At 71.8% G+C, this 18966-nt stretch carries 14 protein-coding genes; 6 read left to right on the forward strand and 8 right to left on the reverse strand.

Annotated features, from left to right (window positions below; genetic code table 11):
- The first annotated feature begins 3 nt into the window (after positions 1 to 3).
- The 5 genes from ACWEGE_RS21325 (at position 4) to ACWEGE_RS21345 (ending at position 8256) form a co-directional block, all read left to right on the forward strand.
- The gene (locus ACWEGE_RS21325; protein WP_449662177.1) at positions 4 to 1083 is read left to right on the forward strand and encodes a CHAT domain-containing protein; all 1080 of its coding nucleotides are present in this window, start codon (positions 4 to 6) and stop codon (positions 1081 to 1083) included.
- Positions 1080 to 2585: a CHAT domain-containing protein gene (locus ACWEGE_RS21330; protein ID WP_449662178.1), complete on the forward strand. Its 1506-nt coding sequence runs from the start codon at positions 1080 to 1082 to the stop codon at positions 2583 to 2585. The genes ACWEGE_RS21325 and ACWEGE_RS21330 overlap by 4 nt, the downstream gene beginning before the upstream one ends.
- Positions 2582 to 6136, forward strand: a complete 3555-nt coding sequence (locus tag ACWEGE_RS21335) for an FHIPEP family type III secretion protein (RefSeq protein WP_449662179.1) — start codon at positions 2582 to 2584, stop codon at positions 6134 to 6136. Before ACWEGE_RS21330 ends, ACWEGE_RS21335 begins: the two co-directional genes overlap by 4 nt.
- Positions 6133 to 7566: a hypothetical protein gene (locus ACWEGE_RS21340; RefSeq protein WP_449662180.1), complete on the forward strand. Its 1434-nt coding sequence runs from the start codon at positions 6133 to 6135 to the stop codon at positions 7564 to 7566. The genes ACWEGE_RS21335 and ACWEGE_RS21340 overlap by 4 nt, the downstream gene beginning before the upstream one ends.
- A 123-nt stretch (positions 7567 to 7689) precedes the next feature.
- Complete coding sequence (locus tag ACWEGE_RS21345; protein WP_449662181.1) at positions 7690 to 8256, forward strand: dihydrofolate reductase family protein; 567 nt, start codon at positions 7690 to 7692, stop codon at positions 8254 to 8256.
- Positions 8257 to 8263: 7 nt separating this feature from the next.
- Here the strand turns inward: ACWEGE_RS21345 and ACWEGE_RS21350 are convergent, their stop codons facing one another.
- From ACWEGE_RS21350 to ACWEGE_RS21365, 4 genes are all read right to left on the reverse strand, one after another.
- A complete protein-coding gene (locus tag ACWEGE_RS21350; protein WP_449662182.1) occupies positions 8264 to 9259 on the reverse strand; it encodes an RNA polymerase subunit sigma-70 in 996 nt (331 codons plus the stop codon).
- Between the two features lie 79 nt (positions 9260 to 9338).
- Positions 9339 to 10262, reverse strand: coding sequence for an NADP-dependent oxidoreductase (locus ACWEGE_RS21355; RefSeq protein ID WP_449662183.1), 924 nt, complete (start codon positions 10260 to 10262; stop codon positions 9339 to 9341).
- Between the two features lie 104 nt (positions 10263 to 10366).
- Positions 10367 to 10732 carry a MerR family transcriptional regulator gene (locus tag ACWEGE_RS21360; RefSeq protein WP_449662184.1) on the reverse strand — a complete coding sequence of 122 codons (366 nt, stop codon included), beginning with the start codon at positions 10730 to 10732 and terminating at the stop codon, positions 10367 to 10369.
- Between the two features lie 38 nt (positions 10733 to 10770).
- Positions 10771 to 12039, reverse strand: a complete 1269-nt coding sequence (locus ACWEGE_RS21365) for a PucR family transcriptional regulator (protein ID WP_449662185.1) — start codon at positions 12037 to 12039, stop codon at positions 10771 to 10773.
- 488 nt (positions 12040 to 12527) lie between these two features.
- Between ACWEGE_RS21365 and ACWEGE_RS21370 the strand changes: the two genes are divergently transcribed.
- The gene (locus ACWEGE_RS21370) at positions 12528 to 13190 is read left to right on the forward strand and encodes a cutinase family protein (protein WP_449662186.1); all 663 of its coding nucleotides are present in this window, start codon (positions 12528 to 12530) and stop codon (positions 13188 to 13190) included.
- A gap of 352 nt (positions 13191 to 13542) precedes the next feature.
- Here ACWEGE_RS21370 and ACWEGE_RS21375 read toward each other — a convergent pair whose 3' ends face one another.
- The 4 genes from ACWEGE_RS21375 to ACWEGE_RS21390 form a co-directional block, all read right to left on the reverse strand.
- On the reverse strand, positions 13543 to 13719 hold the full coding sequence (locus ACWEGE_RS21375; protein WP_449662187.1) for a hypothetical protein: 177 nt from the start codon (positions 13717 to 13719) through the stop codon (positions 13543 to 13545).
- Positions 13720 to 13923: 204 nt separating this feature from the next.
- Positions 13924 to 14121 (reverse strand): hypothetical protein, encoded by a 198-nt coding sequence (locus ACWEGE_RS21380; protein ID WP_449662188.1) that lies wholly within the window; start codon positions 14119 to 14121, stop codon positions 13924 to 13926.
- A gap of 16 nt (positions 14122 to 14137) precedes the next feature.
- On the reverse strand, positions 14138 to 15178 hold the full coding sequence (locus ACWEGE_RS21385; protein ID WP_449662189.1) for a Dyp-type peroxidase: 1041 nt from the start codon (positions 15176 to 15178) through the stop codon (positions 14138 to 14140).
- The gene (locus ACWEGE_RS21390) at positions 15175 to 18942 is read right to left on the reverse strand and encodes a S8 family serine peptidase (RefSeq protein WP_449662190.1); all 3768 of its coding nucleotides are present in this window, start codon (positions 18940 to 18942) and stop codon (positions 15175 to 15177) included. Before ACWEGE_RS21390 ends, ACWEGE_RS21385 begins: the two co-directional genes overlap by 4 nt.
- Between the last annotated feature and the right edge of the window lie 24 nt (positions 18943 to 18966).

Consider the following 18966-nt stretch of genomic DNA (forward strand, 5'->3'; position numbering starts at 1 on the left):
GAGATGGGTGATGTGCGGATCTCGGTGACGGTCGACGCGAAAGGCCACGTACAGGCCCACCGGCGGGACAACAACGATAAATCGGTCGTCTGGCCGATCGGCTACAGCGGGCTCGACGCCGAGCTCATCAGGCTTTTCGAACGGTGGCTGACCAGACGGGACTCCGACTGGCGTGAATCCGAGATCCGGGCTTTCGGCTCGTTGCTGCACCGCTGTCTCTTCGGCCGCAACTGGTCGTGGCTCCAATCGATCATCGACTCCGTGCAGCGGGTCCGGCTCGAGCTCGGTTTCCCCGCGGAGTCGCGTCTGGCCGCCATTCCCTGGGAGTACTTGTACCGGCCGGACACCCCCACTCGGCGGGGCGCCTTCCTCGCCACCGAACCCGGCCTCGTGTTGTCGCGCTACATTCCGCTCAGCGGGGCCGACAGCGGGTTCGCTCCCCAGGAGACGCTCACCGTGCTGGTGGTCGTCAGCCAGCCTGCGGATCCCCGGCTCGGCGAGGTCGAGTACGAGGAAGTGGTCGAGCAGATCTCGGCAACCGCGACGAAACTGAACTACAAAGTTCTGCCCACCCTGGAGAACCCGACCGAGCGGGACCTCGAGGAAGCCGTCCGGGTCGGCGCGCCCGACCTCGTCCACTTCATGGGCCACGGCGAGTTCGACGACGACCGCGGCGCCGCGGCACTGGCTCTCGTGGACCAGGACGGCGGAGCGGACTGGGTGGACGACCGCAGGATCGCAGGCATCCTCAGCCGGCACCGCAGGGCTCCCCGCGCGGTCGTTCTCCATTCGTGCAATCTAGGGCGAGCCGACTACGAAGCCAGCTTCGCCGGAGTGGCACCGCAGCTGATCCGCCACGGGGTGCAGTCCGTCATCGCCATGCAGTACCCGGTGACCAACGGCACGGCCACCGCGTTCAGCACGAGCCTCTACGAAGCGCTCGCCGACGGCAACGACCTGGACACCGCCGCCCAGCAGGCGCGGTTCCGGATCTGCGGCAACGATGCGCGGCTGCTCGGACTGCCCGTGGTGTACCTGCAGAGCAGGACAGCGTTGTCGCAGGCGAAGCAGGACGTCCGATGACGACGGGCTGCGAGTTCCGGATCACTGTCGTCGGCAACGAGGTCAGGGGGGAAACCCTCGGCCCGGACGGCGAGACGCTGGTGCCGTGCGGAACGGGAGAACTTCAGACGGATCCGCACCTCGAGATGATCAGGGTGCTCGAGCAGTGGCTCCGGCGGTGGCAGACCCTCACCCGGCTCGACCCGGACGAGAAGCTGAAGCTCCTGGTGCCGGAAACCTTCAACGTGCTCGGCGATCACCTGTGGAAGATGGCGTTCGACAACGACGTCGGAACGGAGCTCCTGGAGCGCTACAGGAAGTTGAAGGACAAACAGCTCGGGTACATGCGCGTGCGGATCAGCTTCTCCGACGACTCGCTCGTGGCGACCCTGCCTTGGGAGTTCCTCCGCTACCCGGGGGTGCCCGGCATGCGGGCTTTCTTCCTCGCCTCGGAGCTGAACCTGGTGCTGGGGCGGTACGTGGACGGGTTCCCGGACAAGAAGATCCTCCCGGCCGACGACAAGGTGCGCGTCCTGTTCGTCACCAGCTTGCCGGAGAGCTTCACGACGGCACGCGAAGAGTCCGCCCGGCTGATCGCCCACCTCCGGGCCGACGAGCGAACCCGGCGATCCATGCAGATCGAACAGGTCGACCGGTGGGACGCGGAGAAGATCGACGCTTCGCTCGGGAAGCTGGCGCAAGACGGGAAGCCGGTCGATGTCGTGCACCTGACCGCCCTCTTCCGGATCCAGGCCGGGACCATGTCGGTCTACCTCCCGCGCCCCGGCAGCGGGGTGACCGACGGTGAGACGGCGTACCCAGTCGAGTGCCCGGACTCGTGGCAGCAGCCCGACACGTTCGTCGAGACTCTGTCGTCCTACCCACCGACCCTGCTGATCCTCGCGCTGAGCGACTGGGAAGGCGAATTCCCCGAGCACTTCGAACAGCTCGCACCGCAGTTCGTGGTCGCCGGGGTACCGGCGGTGCTCGCGATGCAATACCCGATGAGCTCCGACCAGGGCCACCTGTTCCTGACCGGGTTCTATTCCGCGATGACCGCCGGCGACCGGATCGGGGAAGCCGTCCAGACCGGTCGACGAGCCATGCGGTTGCGCCGCGCGGACAGGCACTTCGGCACACCCGTCCTGTACACGCAGAGCGCCCGTGACGCACGCCTGATGAAAGCGCCGGACCGCACGCGGGACATCGACGAGGAAGCCACGGTCAGCACGTTCGGCGTCGCGCCGCTGCGCCAGCCCACGGCCACGCCCCCGGCGCCGCAGCAGATCGACGTCGGAAAGCGGCTGCTCGACGCGTTGGCGGACCTCCCGCCCGGAATCGACCAGCAGGCGCTGGCGCTGACCCGGACCTGGATCGCCGACGTGAAGTGGTCCGATGTCAAAAGCGCCCGGCTCGCCATCCACGAGCGTCGCCGGAAGGCCGCCCCCGACGACGGGTTCCAGGAGATCGCCCGCTACCTGAATCGCGCGCTCCGCGACGTGACAACCGAGGCCGGGTCATGACGAACGCCGAAGCCCACGGGCAGCATCAGGAGACGGAAGCAGCCCTGGCCAACGGACGGGCCCGGCTGCGCGAACTGACTCCCCTCTCGACCGGCGGTCAAGCTCTCGTCAAGGCCGCACTGAAGCTGCTGAAGGGACGCGATCCCGGAAACCCGCTCGACTCGATCGACTGCCTCCGGGCGGATCTGCGGCAGGTCGACGCCGTGCTCCGGCAGGTTTACGAACTCGGTCTCGCTTCCGAGGACCGGGAAGCGAACCGGCGTCCCTTCGAACAGGCGTGGATTGCGGCGCTCCGCCGTCGGCTCGCGACCGGTTCGGACACCATGGCCTGGCGGACCGGCTGGCTCACGGCGTGGTCCGAGGCGCTCGCTGCGCTGCGCTTCGACACCGCCGACGTCGTCGCTGACTTCGACCACCCCGAGCAGGACATCCCGGCGTTTCGGTCGCGCCTGCGGTCGCTGACACACCACCTCGCGTCGACCGAATGGCACGACGCGATCGAGAGCGTGGACGGCATCTTGGCCACGGGAGCGGTTCCGGTGGCACTGGACACGAGACTCCGGGTGCTCAAGGCCCGGCTCCTCCGACGCCGGCTCGACGACTTGAACGGCGCGTCCGCCGTGGCCGAAGAGGTGGCCCGCCGAGCCGACAACGCACCCCCGGAATTCCGCGACCTGGCCCTGGCGGCGCTGGTCGAGGTGCACATCGCCCGGGAACACCTGCAGGACGCCCACCAGCTGACCGAAGACCTGCTGGATCGGGAGGTCGGATCGCCGGACCTCTTCGTCGCGGCCGGCAGGCTGGCGGAGCGGGAAGAACTCCACGCCGACGCCCGCGACTTCTACGACGCGGCAGCGCTGCGATTCGGCACGGATGCGGCACATGGCTCGCTGTACGTCGAGACACCCGGGGTGCTGCTCTGGCGGATCGCCGTGCAGATCCGCTGGTCGGACCCGAAAACGGCGCTCGAACTGATTGACCGCGCCCTGGCGGAGGGGATCACCGGCGCCGGCGCGGACCCGGAACGCCGGGTGCTCGTCGACCGGGCGAAGCTGCTCGACGAGCTGGACCGCCACCCCGACGCGGCCGAAGCGTACTACGCAGCGGGCGAACGCTACGCCGTGACAGGATCCGGGCGAGCGCTCGAACTGTTCGAACGCGCCGTGCACCTGGCGCCGAACCACCCGCCGTTCCGGTGGGCGTTCGGCGAGTCGTTGCGGCAACACGCGACAGCCGCGGAGTGGCGTCCGGACCACGACCAGCTCCGGCAGGCGAAAGCACAACTGGAGGAGGGTTTCCGCGCGGCCGGGTCCGAGCCGGTGGACAGCTGGGCGCTCGCTTCCCTGGCACTGGTCGACGACGCCCTCGGTGTGGGCGAACCGGCGCTGCTCTTCGAGCGGGCGCTGTTGCGAGATCCCACGTATGCCCGTGGCTACGCGTTTCTGGCCGACTGGTTGCGCCGTCGTGGCTACTACCGTGAAGCCGTCGAGGCCGCGGCTGCTGCGCACGATCAAGACAGTGCCGATTCCTACGTCGTCGTGACGTACGCGTACTCGCTGCTCGACGTTCGTGACGTCGCTCGAGCGAACAAGATCGTGGAAGAGCACCGGCGGTTCAACGAGCTCGATCTCGGGGTGTGCGTGGCGCAAGCGACCGTCCTGCTGCAACTTGGGAAGCCGCTCGCGGCTGTCGAGCTGCTGGAGAGCGCGAAAACCGACGACCTGGGTGTCCGTTTCCTGCAAGCGATCTGTTACGCAGCAGCGGAAAACTACGCCGCGGAGCGATCGCTGTACGAAAAGATCCTTTCCTCCGCGGACACCTCGACCCATCCGGGCGTCACCAGCTGGGCGGCCTACCGGACCGGCCGGATCGACGAGGCCGTCGAGGGTTTCCGCCGCGTGAGCGGGCTCGCGGCTCGGCACGTCACATCGAACGGCATGGATCTCGCCCAGGCGTTGCTCGTTCGCGGCTCGGCCCACGACGTCGAAACCGGCCGCGCCCTGTTGTCGTCGTCGATCGCCGAGTCGATGACCATCGGCGATCTGGTCCACCTTTCCGCCTGCGAACTGCCGCTGTTGGTCGAAGCCACCCGCGACGCACCCCACGCCGCGGCCGTCCGGAACGCGTGCGAAGCGGCGAAAGGCGACTGCGCACGCCGGATCAGCACGTTGCTGGACCTCCGGCGACCGCCCGAGCTGCCCGAAGTGCAGCTCGCCCGGGCACGGACGGCAGCCGCCCGGGGTGATCTGCGCGAGGCTGTCGAGCTGTACGCACCGTTCGCGGCCGCCGGCCGCCCACCGGAGGTGTGCGACCGGCTGGCGGACGTGGCCGGCGGGCTGATCGCCCACTGCGACGCACTGCTCGCGAGCGGCGACCTGCCCACCGCCCGGCAGGTCTGGGAACGACTGCTGGAAGCGGTGCCCGATGACCGGACCCGCGAGGGAGTTCGGGCCAGGCTCGCGTTGTCCCACTTCGTGGCGGGCGAGCCTCTCACCAGGACAGCGGCGGGTCATCTCCGGAGAATCGACGAGGACACCCTGACGGAGCTGGTCGAAACCTTCGCGGTCGACGTGAACTCGCTGTGGGCCCAGATCGACGGGGTGAGGACGGTCTTCGCCGCCAGACCGCCGGCCCACTCGCCGGCCGGGCACGTATCGGCCAGACGCCGGTTGTACGCGAACATCTACCGGCTCGACCGCGCAGCCGTGCCGGAGCCCGCGATGTCGCCCTTCGTCGGAGCGATCGAGATCGCCCTTGGCGAGGGACTCGCCCACTTGAAGGGAGCTCCCGAAGTCGGTTCGCTCGTCGGCGGTCTGCGCGACCGCCTGACGCGGGAAATGGGCGTCTGGGTGCCCGGCATCGGCGTAGGAGTCGACGAGTCGCTCAGCCCCCGGACGGTGTGCTTCCTGGTCTACGGACGTGTCGTGGCCACCATTGCCCTGCCCGCCGACCGGCCCGGTGATCTGACGCCGCTGCGGAACCGGCTCGACGACGTGTTGCGGGACAACCTTTTCCGCTGGATCTCGGTGGACGACATCGAGTTGTGGATCTCGGGTTGGGACGCGGCGGCCGGTCCGGACGGCGGACCGGACTGGCTCCCGCCGGACCCGGCGGGGCGGTTCCGGCTCACCAGGTTGCTCCGGATGCTCCTCCGGGAAGGCGTCACGATCCGCGACCGGGAGACGATCGGAAGGAGCTTCGCGGCCGCGGGCGACCAGGAGGACCCCTACGAAATGCTGACGACGGTCCGCCGGAGTCTCCATCCCTGGACACTGGGTTCCGGCGGCGAGGCGGCGGAACCGGTCGCGCTGCCCGCCGACCTCGAGGCACGCATCGCCGCGGGCCTCGCCGCCGACGGATCCGGCTGGGCGATGCCCAGGACGGACACGAGAGAACTGGTCGAAGCGCTGCGCGCCTGGCGCGCGAACGAACTGCCACCGGGCAGCGTCCCCATCCGCACCACCACACCTGAACTCCGTCCGTACGTCTGGCGGCTCCTGGCGGCGGAGCGCCCGCGCATCTTCGTCGTCGCCCGGAAAGAGCTGCCATGAACGCGCAACTGCGGAAACTGGTCGGCGATCTGGTCCGTGCGTTCCGGAACCCGCCCGCCCTGGAAGTCGTGTTCACCGTGCCGGCCCGAGCCGACGAAGACCGGGTGGCTCGAGCCGCCGGCGGGCTTGCCGACGTGTTCGCCCGGACGGCCCGGGAACTCGGCATCGACCGCGAGATCCACGTACTCGTGCAACGCCGTATCGATGACCTGGCCGTCGTCGAAGTTTCGGCTGACCAGCGGCCCGTCGCCATCTTCTCATCGCCGCTCGGCGCGGCCGGCTGGCCCGCGGCGGTGTGCGCGTCGACCCGCGACGCGCTGCTGCGACGAGCCCGGGTCCTGCTCGACGGGGAAACCGCCCAAAGAGCCGGCCGGTTGCTGTCGGGCGCGGTCACGGACGAACCGGGCGGCAACATCCGACGCACCCTGGAGTACCTCCTGGACAACGGAGTCAGTCTCGCCCGGTTGGGCTCGGGACCGCCGTTCGAGCGACCCTTCTCCCCCTGTGAAGCGGCGGAGCTGCTGATCAACAGCGTGGCCCCGCGGGACGTCCGCATCGATCTCCCGGAGCCCGCGCTCCGCCGGACCACGGAGGAACAGCGGAACTCGCTCGTCGACTTCAGGATCGCCGCGCACGACGAGTGCGGTGCCCGGTTCCCGGACCTGGTGATCACCTCCCACGACGTCGCGCCGGACGAGGTGCGCATCAGGTTGAACGACGTCCTGGTGCCCCGGTCGACGACCGGTGATCCTGCGACGTTTTCCGACGTCGTGGCGGCATCGGCCCCATCGCTGACCGAACACGCCGCCTGGCTGCTGCGGATGGACGACGTGGAGGCCCAGCGCTCGGAACTCGACGCGGCCATTCCGGAACTGGGGCGGCTTTCCCGGACGCAGGTGCCCACCTGGCTGCTGTGCGCATGCCTGCGGAGCCTCCTGGCCAATGCCGACAGCGTGCGGAACCTCCCCCGGATCGTGTGGTTGCTGCTCGAATTCGAAGTGCCGCGCGACGGCGCCGACGAGGTTGTGCTGCCCAAGCCGGCCACGGAAGGCCTGGCTGGGACGACCGACCCGGAAGCACTCGCCTCGACGGTCCGCCGCCTGATCGCGTACGAGGCTTGGGCGGGCGGCGAATCCCTCGACGACGACGCCATGACCAGCGTACCGATCGAATGGGAAGCGGCGCTGGTGAACGCGGGCGACGACCTGCTCGGCCCGGCGGAATGGCAGATCGCGCGAGCCGCCTTCGCGGCCGACCGGCCGGCGACCGTGGTCGCCCACACGGTGGCCGCCATCGGCCCCCTGCGCCAGGCGTTGCGTGCGCTGCCCGAGCCACCCCGGGTCATCGCTTCCCAGGAACTGCCGCCGGCGAGCCCGTTGCCGCCCGTCTTCGAGGCCCCTCGCACGGCTCGCCGGGCTTCGAAGTGGTGATGAACGCTCCCGGCTTCGGGCCGCGATCCACGAGCGCCTGACGGCCCCGGCCGCAGATCTCGACCGATGAGTTTTCCGCGCCCCGCCCGTCTGTACGGGTGAGAACGACCTACAGGAGGCACCGTGCGGAAACTGATCTTCGGCATGAACCTGACGCTGGACGGCTACATCGCCGCGGCCGGTGACGACATCGGGTGGAGCGGGCCGCCGAGTGACGAGCTGTTCCAGTGGTGGCTCGACCAGGAGCGGGCGAGTGAGCTGACGCTGTACGGGCGCAAGCTCTGGGAGACGATGAGCTCCTACTGGCCGACCGGTGACCAGCAGCCCGGCGCGAACCCGGCGGAGATCGCGTTCGCGCGGAACTGGCGGGACATGTCGAAGGTGGTGTTCTCCTCGACGATCGACAAGGTCGACTGGAACACCCGCCTGGTCACCGGCGACGCGGTCGCCGAGATCGCCCGGCTCAAGGCCGAGGACGGCGGCTCGATGAGCATCGGCGGCGCCACGCTCGCCGGGGCGGCCATGCGGGCCGGGTTGATCGACGAGTACGCCGTGGCCACCCACCCGGTGCTGGTGGGTGGCGGCACGCCGTTCTTCACCGCGCTGGACGGCTGGGTGAACCTGAACCTGCTCGAAACGCGGACCTTTCCCGGCGGCGTGGTGCTCAACCGGTACGAGACGAGGCGATAAGCCCCGGTCACAGCGCCGTCGGCAGGCCCAGCCAGGGCTTGCCGGCGGCGTCGAACCCGGTGAGCTCGGCGATCTCGCCGTCGACGACGTGCAGGACCGCGACGGCGAACAGCCGGTGCGCCGAGCCGCCGGGGGTGCGGAGGTACAGTGCGGCGGCAGGCATGCGGTTGACCGTCGTGGCGATCCCGCGCCAGTCGTCGTGGCCGCGCCGGAAGAGCCCGCCGGCGACCCAGCCGTTCACCGCGTCGGCGGCCGTCGTGGTCGCGGTGCCGGCCTCGGGCAGCATCGCGAAGCGCAGGTCGGCGCGCAGCAGGGAGCTCAGCCCGTCGAGGTCGTTGCGCTCGTGGGCGTCGATGTACGCCTTGACCGCTCCGCGCTCGTCGTCCGACAGCTCGTGGGTGGCGGGGCTCCGCCAGTCGAGACGGCGGCCGGGCAGCTGCTCGCGCACCGTCACCCGCGCCCGCTGCAGGGCGCTGGTCACCGAGGCGACGGTCAGCTCGAGGGCGCCGGCGACCTTCGACGCCGGCCAGCCGAGGACGTCACGCAGGATGAACACCGCCCGCTGCCGCGGCGGCAGGTGCTGGACGGCGACGATGAACGCCAGTTCGACGGTCTCCCGCGCCACCACCGACTCCTGGGGGTCCTCGGGCAGCATCCGGTCGGGGTAGGGCTGCAGGTAGAGCACCTCCGAGGGCGGGCCCGGCAGGGGCGTGCGGTCGTTGCGCTTGGCCAGGAAGTCGAGGCAGGCGTTCGTCGCGATCCGGTACAGCCAGGTCCGCAGCGCGGCGTGACCCTGGAACGACTCCCGCTTGTGCCACGCCCGCAGGAACGTCTCCTGGGTCAGGTCCTGGGCGTCCTCGTAGTTCGCGAGCATCCGGTAGCAGTGCACCTGCAGGTCACGCCGGTGGCGCTCGGTGACGAGCGCGAACCGCGCCGGGTCGCCCGCCCGGGCCGCCGCGATGAACGCGGCCTCGTCGGCGCCCTGCGCTCTGGCCTCGGTCATGGTCGTCGATCCTTCCGCCGGTACGAGAGCTACCAGAACTGACGACGGGGCGCCGGATTTCTGATCGGTGCCGGACCACTCAGGTCACCTTGATGACCACCTTGCCCGCGGCATGCCCCTCCTCGACGACAGCCAGGGCGGCCGGAGCGTCGGACAACGGGTGGACCGCCGTGATCGGGGGTGCGAGGACCCCGTCGAGCGCCAGCCGGGCGGCACGTTCCAGGTTCTCCCTGCCCAGGCGGCGCTCGACGAACCGGCCGCCGATCTCGGACACGGACTGGTCGCCCACCGCGATGACGTTGCGGGGATCCCGCGCCAGCGGCGCTACCGCCCGCAGCGAGGGACCGCCGACCAGGTCCACGATCCCGTCGAAGCCGCCGGGAGCCAGTGCTCGGGCCGCGGTGGTGACGTCCTCCGCGGTGTAGTCGACGAAGCGCACCCCGGCCGCTTCCGCCGGTGAGCGTTTGGCGGCGCTGCCGGTACCCACCACGTGCAGCTCGCGCGCCGCGGCCAGCCGGGCCACCGCGAGGCCGACCCCGCCGCCGACGCCGTTCACCAGGATCGTCGCGCCGGCCGGCAGGCCGAGCTGGTCGAGCGCGTCCACCGCGGTCGTCCCGGCCACCGGCAGCGTCGCCGCCGCGGTGGCGGACAGGCCCGCGGGGATGCGCGCGGTGTTCGGCGCGGACAGCACCGTCGTCTCGGCGTACGTGCCGCCGCCGGTGAGCGCGAAGCCGAAGACCGCGTCGCCCACCTCGAGCCCGTCGACGTCTTCGCCCAGTGCGAGCACGGTGCCCGCCGCTTCCATGCCCAGCACGTGCGGGAACGGGCGGCCGCCGTCGAGACCGGGGACCAGACCGGCGCGCAGCAGGTGGTCGAGGGGGTTCACCCCGGCGACGTCGACCCGGACCAGCACCTCACCGCGCCCGGGCTCGGGGTCGGGGCGGTCGAAGAACTCCTGCACTTCCGGCCCGCCGTGCCTGCCGAAACCCCATGCCTGTCCCATTTTCCGCGCCTTTCCGTGTCCGGCCCGGTCGTTCCGGGCCCTGCGGCCAGCCTGGCCGCTGACACCGGTGTCAGGGGCAACCGGCTGAGTCGCGGGTCACACCGTCAGGCCGGCTTCGCCCGGTGCCGCCGGTTGGCGTCGAGCAGCCCGTCGAGCGCCTCGCGGGTCTCGGTCAGGTGCGCGATCTCCGCGTCGATCCGGTCGCGCTCGCGCTTCATCGTCGCGTACGCGTACTCGACGACGCCCAGGTCGCCGGGATTCTCGACGCACGGCAGCACCATCGCGATCACCCGGCTGGACAGGCCCGCGTCGAACAGCTGCCGGATGAGCGACACCCGCTCGACCTCGACGTCGGAGTAGTGCCGCTGCCCGGCGGCGGAGCGGGTGCTGGTCAACAGGCCCTGTGCTTCGTAGTACCGCAGGGAGCGGGGGCTCACGCCGGTGCGCCGGGACAACTCGCCGATCCTCATCCCCCGAAGCTACCCAAGCCGCGCCCGGCGCGGAGGCGCTATCCCGGGCCGGTCACGTCGTTGCCGGAGTCCCGGCGCAGCGCCATGGCCCGGAGCACCAGCTCCATCGTGAAGCGGGCCCCCGGGTCGTGGAGGCGGTCTCCGAACACCTGCTGGAGCTGGCGCAGGCGGTAGCGGACCGTCTGCGGGTGGACCACCAGCTCGGCCGCGATCTTCGGGATCTTGCCCCCGTGCCCCAGCCACGACAGCAACGTCTCGGCCAGCCGCAGCCGGGTGGCCTCCGAGAACGCCGACAGCGGGGCCAGCTGCTGCCGGGCCAGCTGGTCGACCAGGTCCTCGTCCGACAGCAGCCACAACGTCGTCAGGTGCTCGGCACACCGGGTGATCGGGGCCGCGGGCAGGACGCCGCGCGCCACCAGCCGTTCCGCCGCGCGGGCCCAGCGCAGGGAGTTCGCGGCCTTGTCCAGCGGGGTCGGCGGGCCCAGCACCATCCGGGCGCCGAGGTCCGAGCCGATCCGGTGCAGCCGGTCCTGGTCGACCGGGGCCGGCAGGAGCAGGTGCGGGTGCGGCAGCTCCAGGTTGCCGAGGACGTCCGGCCCCCACGAAGCCACCGGTGTCCGGCTCACGTGGGCGTGCGGCTCGACCGCGACCGCCACCACGGTGTCCGGCAGCGACCAGCCGACGGCCTGGGCGGCGTCGGTGATCACTTCGACCGGCACGGCCGGCCGCTCGAGGACCAGCTGCAGCAACCGGCGGCGAAGGCCTTCGCGGGCGTCCTCCATCTCGGCCTGCGCCTCGCGGTACCCCTGGAAGGACACCTTCGCGAGCTCGTCGGCGTACCCGAACAGCATCTCGCCCAGCCTGCCCATGGCCATCGACGACAGGCGGTGCCGCTGCCCGAGCCGCATGATCCCCTGCCACGCGACCCGGGTGCCCACCCGGTACGCCGCCTGGAGGTCGTCCAAGGTGCGGCCCGCACGCGCCTCGCCGGCCCCCAGCCGCCGGCACATCTCGTGCAGCTCGTCCCGCGCGGTCGCCGAATCCTCGACCAGGTCCACGAAGAGCCTGACCGCGCAGTCGACCCCCTGCCGCGTCACGTGCGCGTACCGGTCCTCGCCCGGCCTGGCGTAGACCGGGACCGCCCGCCAGACCTCGCGGACGATCTGCTCGACCAGCCGCGGCAGGGCGGGCCGCATGAACTCGGCGAGCTCACGCGCCTGCCCGCGTCTGCGGATTCCGTCTTCTTCGCCGTCGTCCGCCGGACGCCGGACGGCGGCGAACCGGTGACCGTTTTGCCGGGGTGTCAAGCGTTCCTCCACCCGTGGTGCTGGCCTTCCCGCGCTTTACCCGGCAGTAAAGCAGTGGCCGCGGACCGGAGTAAACCGCCAAGGGGTGGCATCGGCGCCTCGACCGATCAAGACCCCGCCGGTTTCCCGCGTGCGGCCAGGGCACTGGCGAGGTGCGCGGCAATCACCTCGACGTCCGGAGTGTCCAGAAGCGACAGGCGGTGCCCGGGGAGGACGACGTCCGGCTCCGGGCAAACCGCGCCCCGGCGGCCGGCGCCCAACCGGCGGCCGGCCGCGGCGGACACGAGCGGCCACCGGGAAAGCGCCGGAACTGAGTGTCCACAGTGGACTTTCTGTCACCCGTGGACAGCCGCGCGGCGGTGACACCGCGGATCCCTTGCCCGGCCGGGAAACCGGTGCGACGCTCACCTTCGCCCGGCGGCTCGTTCCCGCCGTCCGTTCCCCTCGCTCTCGAGGTTTCCCGTTCCGAGCAAAGGTGTTGATAGTCCATGAGCTCAGTCTTCGGCAGCGCAGCCCGGCTGCTCACCGTCTGCACCACGGTCGTGCTCGCCGCGATCGGCGTCGTCGCGGCCGCGCCGGCCGCCTCGGCCGCGACCTGTGCCGACATCGACGTGTCGGTGGCCCGCGGCACCTTCGAGCCCGGCACGCTCGGCTGGATCGTCGGCGACCCGGTCTACTCGGCGGTGCAGGGCCGGCTGCAACCCCTCTCGACGAGCAGCTACCCGGTGAACTACCCGGCCGACCTCGGCGAGCCCGCCTCGGTCCAGCAGGGCAACCGCGACCTGGTCGGCCACGTCACGAGCCAGGCCGCGGCCTGCCCGCGGCAGCGCTTCGTCCTGGTCGGCTACTCGCAGGGGGCCAACGTGGTCGACAACTCGATCGGCGTCAGCAGCGACGGGGTGATCGTCGGCGGCCCGATCGTCGCGACGATCCCGGCGTCGATCGCGCCGCGCGTCGCCGCGATCCTGTTGTTCGGCAACCCCATCCGGTCGGACGGCCGGAGCGTCACCGGCACCTACCAGAGCCGCACCAAGGACTACTGCGCCGACGGCGACCCGATCTGCCAGTTCCTCGGCACGAACCCGCTGGCCCACTTCAGCTACGGCAGCAACGCCGCCGACGCGGCGGACTTCGTGGCGAGCAAGGTCTGATCGCCGGAGTCCCGCCCGTGGGAGACGCACGTCTCCCACGGGCGGGAGCTGCCGGGTGCCTCAGTCCCCTTCGATGGCGGCCAGCGCTCCGGACGCTCGAGCGCGCCGGTACCAGGTCTCGGCCTCGGCCGGCTTCCTGCTCGTGCAGCAACGAGCCGAGCATCGCCATGAGCGTGGTGTCGCCGAGTTCCGCGCCCGCCCGGTACCGGGTTTCGACCTGGTCGAACCGGCCCGCCACGGCTGCCTCGTGGCCGGACGCCCCGAGGAGGCCCGGGGTCCGGTTCGTGGGCCCGGCGGAGCCATCGCGCGGCCGGCTCGCGCTGCCCGTCCCGCTCGTGGGACATCGCCAGGTTCAGGCCGCGTCGGCGTTCCGCACGCCGCCGGTGGAGGAGAACGCCGACTGCGGGGCGTTGGTGCCGCCGCCGATCGGCAGCGGGACGCTCAGCGCCTGGTCCTGCGGCACGCGCGAGACGGTGAGGGTGACGTCGAGCCGCTTGTCCTCGCCGACGGAGGTGAGCGTGGTCTTCACCGTGCCGGCCCCGGATTTCCGGGAAGGGCCGGCTCCGCTCAGCGGCCCCTCGGGTTTCGCACGGCTCGGTCCGGGTTCGGCGGGTCGTTCGGGATCTTGGCGCCGCTGTGGCAGAAGAGGTCGCGGCGCGCTCCGGACGCGTCGTGCGGGTTGGTACCTTCCTTGCCCGGCCAAGACAAGCCGCGGCAGGGCACTGACGGCAGCTCAGCGGCCCCGCAGCGAGTCCGCCGGCTCCCGGCCGGCCTCCGCCGCCGCGGTCGTCACCAACGGGCGCAGCCGCGGCAGCTCACCGGGTGCAGGGCTCAGCACCCCCAGCGCCGCGACGATCCGGCCGTCCGGGGCGAGGATCGGGGCCGCGACCCTCGGGGCCCCGCCGCGGAAGCGGTGCGGTCCACAGTGCACTCGAGCGATCGCGCGGTCACCCCAGCATGCTTCTGCCGAGGTGGTCGCCCCCGCCCGTGGCGCCCGGCAGCACGAAGTAGTACCCGCCGCCGAAGGGGAGGGTGTAGCGCTCCAGCGCCTCCCCCGCCAGCCGCCGCTGGATCGTCGCGAAACCCCGCTCCACATCGCGCTGGAAGCAGACGAACAGGTGGCCCGCACGCCCCTCGCCGTCGGTCGAGGAGTACCCGCGCCGCAGGATCCGGTGGGCCTCGCTCTCCGGCGTCCGGGGGTTCGCCCGCCGGATGTGGGCGTCCAGGGCAATCACCTCGCCCCGCGGGTCGCCCGCGTAGTCCGGGACGTCCTGTTCCCGCTGCCGGCCGAGCGGGGCCCCGCTTTCCTTGGCGCGGCCGAACACCCGTTCCTGGTCCGGCACGGATTTCGAGTCCCACGTCGGCGTGGCGAGGCGGATGAGCCGGACCACCTGGTAAGTGCCGCCCGCGCACCACGCGGGCTCGTCGTCGCCCGGCTGGACCCACACGAGCCGGTCCATCAGCGCCGGGTCCGCCACGTCGGGGTTGCCCGCGCCCTCGCGGAACCCGAACAGGTTGCGGACCGGTCCGTCCGGGTGGAACCCGGCTTGGCGCCAGCGCGGCACCAGGCCGGGGATCTTCGCGCCCAGCGCGCGTTCGATCGGCTCGGCCGTCGCGGCGCCCGCCTGGACCAGCAGGTCCCCGTGGCACCAGTCGGGGTCGAGCACGTCGCTGCGGAACGGCGGCATCGGCTCCAGCAGGCGGGGCCGTTCGATCCCGAAGCGCCCGTCGAACAACGACGCCCCCACCGCGACCGTCAGCGTGACGCCCGGTGCCGGGGCACTCAGCGCCCGCAGGATCGCCGCGAGCCCTTCGCGGTCGCGCGCGGTGACGTCGAACGCCGCCAGCTCGATCCGGGCCGGGGCCGGCGTCACCACGCCGGGCTGCCGGGGACCGGCGGCCCGGAGGGGCGGCTCCGCCGTGGGGGCGCACCCGGCCAGGCCGACGGCCCCGACCGCGGCCAGGAACGCCCGCCTGCCGACCGTCACGGTTGCCTCGCCAGGCCCACGGCCATCGAGCCGGTCGAGGCCGACCAGGGCTCCACCAGCACCACGTAGGTGCCGGCCACCGACAGGGCCGGCAGGTCGTACGGCGTCAGGTTCGTCCGCGAGACGCGGTCCACCAGCCTGGTGCCGTCCGGCCGGAACACCGTCACGTTGAAGGCCGTGCTCGGGGTCAGCGTGCTGCTGCCGAACGTCAGCCGCAGTTTGTCTCCGCTCGCGCCGGTGAAGGAGACCTGGCCGTCCTGCCCGGCCCGGCTCACCGACACCGTCGCCGCCGCGCCGCCGGCCGTGATCGTGCCCGCGACGACGGGCTCGGACAGGGTCAGCGTCACCGTTCCGGTCGCGCTGCGCATGGAGCTGACCACGAGCTCGTACCGGCCGGTCGACGGCAGCGGGGCGAACGTGTAGCTGTCCGGGCTGTTCAGCCCCGCGGCGGAGTCGAGCTGTGTGCCGTCCGGGTTGTTCGCCGCGACGTTGAACTCGGTGAAGCCGGTGGTGCCGGCGGTCGTCGCGAGGCCGAGCCGCTGCCCGGCGGTGCCGTCGACGGTGACCCGCGCGTGCTGCCCGGGCCGGGTGACGGTGACCGGCTTGGCCGCGCCGGTGGTCGTGAGGGCGCCGGCCGCCACGTCCTCCGACAGCCAGACGGTGACCGGCCCGGTACCGCCGCCGACCAGGAGCTCGTGGCTGCCCGTCCCGGTCAGCGCGGCGACGGACGCGCCGCCGCTGTGGGCGGTCACCGGAACCGGGGCGCCGTCGGGTCCGGTCACGGACGCGGTCGGGTTCAAGCTGGTGTCGGTGTACCCGATGCCCAGCCGCTGCCCCGCCGTCCCGTCGAACCGCAGCCTCGCGCTCTGCCCCGGCCGGGACAGCGTGAGGGTCTTCCCCGCGCTCGTCGTGGTCACGCTGCCGCCGTCCACTTCGGACGAAAGCCACAGCTTGCCGCTGCCCGTTTCGCCGAAGTAGAAACCGACGACGAGCCGGTACCGGCCGGCGGTGGCGGCCCGGAAGCGGCCCGAGTAGCGGCTGAAGACGAGCTGGGTGCCACCGGCCTTCGCGTTGTCCTGGTCGAACACGTCCACCGACAGCAGCTGGAACTCGGGTTGCTCGGTGAACCCGAAGTCGTACCAGGTCCCCGCCACGGCGTCGAACCCGACTTCGGCGAGCTGACCGGCCTTGGCCAGCGTGAACGAATAGCCCTGCGCCGCGGTGTCGGTGCTGCCGGTGAGCTTGCGGACCAGCTGCGCGGTGACGCTGCCGGTGCCGGCGCCGTTCGGGTCGACGTACAGCGAGTACCGGCCGGTCGCCGCCAGCGTCGGCAACGGCGCCGAACGGGCGTTGCTCGCCGTGATGTAGCCCGGCCCGTTGTTCGGCTCGACCGTGACCGCCCTTCCGGACGGGTCGGTCAGCCAGAACCGCGCGTTGGTGCCGACCGAGTTCGCCGTCACGCCGAAGCCGAGCCGGTCGCCCGCCGTGCCGTCGAAGCCGAACCGCAGCACCTTGCCCGCCGGGACGGCCGCGCTGACCGCCGCGCCTTCGACGGCGAGCGTTCCGCCGTCGACGACGTCGGACGCCCCGGCGACGGTGAAGGAGTAGGTCGTCGGCGCCGACAGCACCCCGCCGTTGGCCGCCCGCACGGTCAGCGTCCGCGCCCCGGCCGTGGACGGCGTGATGCCGACCGAAACCTGGCCCGTGGCGGCCACTTCGGACGGTGCCGCGTCGGTGTCGAGCCGGTAGACGTACTTCGTGACCGCCGCGGACCCGCCGGGCTTGAAGGTGAAGGTGCCGGGCAGCCCGACGCCGCCGTTGGCCTGCGCTTCGGCCGGGTAGTCCGAAGAGGACACCACCGGCGCCGCGGGCGGCGGCTGGTCGGCGACGATGAAGTCGTACACGAACACGTCGGACGGCTCGCCGACGCCGTTGAAGGCGCGCACGGTGAGGGTGCGGTGCCCGGCCACGGCCGGGGTGACGGTGACCGTCGCGCGGCTGTCGGTGGCGGTCACCTCCTTCGCCGTCGCCTCGCCGTCGAGCTGGTAGGAGTACTTCGCGACCGGCACGGCGTCCCCCGGCGCGAACGAGAACGTGCCCGCCACGCCGGCGCCGCCGTGCGGCAGGCTGTCGGAGGGGTAGGTCGCCGACGTGACCACCGGCAGGCCGACCGGCGGCTCGGCCAGCACCAGGTCCCAATGGGTCAGCGTGCCTTCGTCGAAGCCGAAGTTGTCGGTCACGACCAGCTTCCACGGCCCGTTCGCGTCCACAGAGGACATTCCGGTGAGCGGGTACGTGGCGTCGAGGTCCGTTGCCGCGTCGGCCCCGTCGGCCTCCTTGAGCACCCTTTCCAGGCCGTTGGGCGCGGTGATCTTCACCGACAGGTCGCCCCGGAACGGGTGCTCGGCCCGCACGCGCACCCGCGCGGTGGCCGCGACCTTGCGCGGGCAGGTGGTGACGTCGATCGTGCTGGTGACCGAGCCCTGGTCGGGAACGGGACGGCGGGTGTCGTCGGCCAGCGCGCACACCGCCTGCGGCGGCACGCCGGTGTAGAGCAGCTTGTTCGGCGAGCCCGTGCCGAGGTCGGCCGGCTTCAGCACGCCGGAGCTGGCCTGGCCGAGCAGGGTGGCGGTCACCTGGGCCGGGGTCAGGTTCGGCGACTGGGAAAGCAGCAGCGCGGCGGCGCCCGCCACGTGCGGGCTGGCCATCGACGTGCCGCGCAGGGTCACCGTCGCGGTGTCGGTGGCGTTGTGCGACGACTTGATCGATTCGCCCGGCGCGAACAGGTCGAGGCAGGTCCCGTAGTTCGAGCCCAGGGCGACGCCGTTGGGGGTTTCCTTCCAGTCGCGGGCCCGTTCGTCGACCGGGTTGCTGGCCCCGACGGTGATCGCCTCGCGCAGCGCGGCCGGGCTCGCCTGGCACGCGTCCCGGTTGTCGTTGCCCGCGGCCACCACGTAGGTGATGCCCGCGGCGATGGAGTTCTTGACCGCCAGTTCCTCGGCGTCCGACTTCCCGCCGCCGAGGCTCATGTTGACCACGGCGGGCCGCTGCGCGTGCTGGGTCACCCAGTCGACACCGGCGATGATCTCGCTGACCGTGCCGAAGTTCTCGCAGCTGAGCACCCGCACGGAGATCAGCTTGGCCTTCTTCGCCACGCCGTAGGTGGCCCCGCCGACCGTGCCTGCCACGTGCGTGCCGTGCCCGGAGGTGTTGCAGTCCTGCCCGTTCCAGCCGTCGCCGATGGCGTCGAAGCCGACGCTCGCGCGGCCGCCGAACTCCGCGTGCGTGACGCGCACACCGGTGTCCATGATGTACACCGAAACCCCGGCACCGGCGGCTTCGGCGTAGGTGTACCGGTCGTCCAGGACGGTGCTGTGCTGGTCCACCCGGTCGAGGTTCCACGGCGGCGTGGTCTGGGTCGCGGTCCCGCGCACGACGGTGTCGGCCTCGACGCGCTCCACGCGCGGGTCCGCGGCCAGCCGTCTCGCTTCCGCCGCGGAGGCGTGCACCGCGAACCCGCTCAGCGCCGCGCCGAACGTGCGGCTGACCTTGCCACCGTGCTTCCGGGTGAGCGCGCCCGACCCCGAAGCGGCGGCGGTGCCGGGTTTCAGCGTGACGATGTAGCTGCCGTCGACGACCTGCGCACCGGCGGGCTCGTGCACCTGCCCTTCCTGGGCCCGTGCCTGCCCGGCGAAGACCCCCGCGAACACCGATGCCGCGGCGGTCACCGCGAGCAGCCGTCTCCAGCCCGCCAACGCTTGCATTGCTCCCCCAGTTTCTCCCATTGG

It is taken from the genome of Amycolatopsis sp. NPDC004747 (assembly GCF_053601335.1).

What these genes read in the sequence shown, in the direction of transcription:
- ACWEGE_RS21325 (WP_449662177.1), top strand. Translation starts at nt 4, where the DNA reads ATGGGTGATGTGCGGATCTCGGTGACGGTCGACGCGAAAGGCCACGTA.
- ACWEGE_RS21390 (WP_449662190.1), bottom strand. Translation starts at nt 18,942, where the DNA reads ATGCAAGCGTTGGCGGGCTGGAGACGGCTGCTCGCGGTGACCGCCGCG.
- ACWEGE_RS21370 (WP_449662186.1), top strand. Translation starts at nt 12,528, where the DNA reads ATGAGCTCAGTCTTCGGCAGCGCAGCCCGGCTGCTCACCGTCTGCACC.
- ACWEGE_RS21360 (WP_449662184.1), bottom strand. Translation starts at nt 10,732, where the DNA reads ATGAGGATCGGCGAGTTGTCCCGGCGCACCGGCGTGAGCCCCCGCTCC.
- ACWEGE_RS21335 (WP_449662179.1), top strand. Translation starts at nt 2,582, where the DNA reads ATGACGAACGCCGAAGCCCACGGGCAGCATCAGGAGACGGAAGCAGCC.
- ACWEGE_RS21350 (WP_449662182.1), bottom strand. Translation starts at nt 9,259, where the DNA reads ATGACCGAGGCCAGAGCGCAGGGCGCCGACGAGGCCGCGTTCATCGCG.
- ACWEGE_RS21340 (WP_449662180.1), top strand. Translation starts at nt 6,133, where the DNA reads ATGAACGCGCAACTGCGGAAACTGGTCGGCGATCTGGTCCGTGCGTTC.
- ACWEGE_RS21355 (WP_449662183.1), bottom strand. Translation starts at nt 10,262, where the DNA reads ATGGGACAGGCATGGGGTTTCGGCAGGCACGGCGGGCCGGAAGTGCAG.
- ACWEGE_RS21330 (WP_449662178.1), top strand. Translation starts at nt 1,080, where the DNA reads ATGACGACGGGCTGCGAGTTCCGGATCACTGTCGTCGGCAACGAGGTC.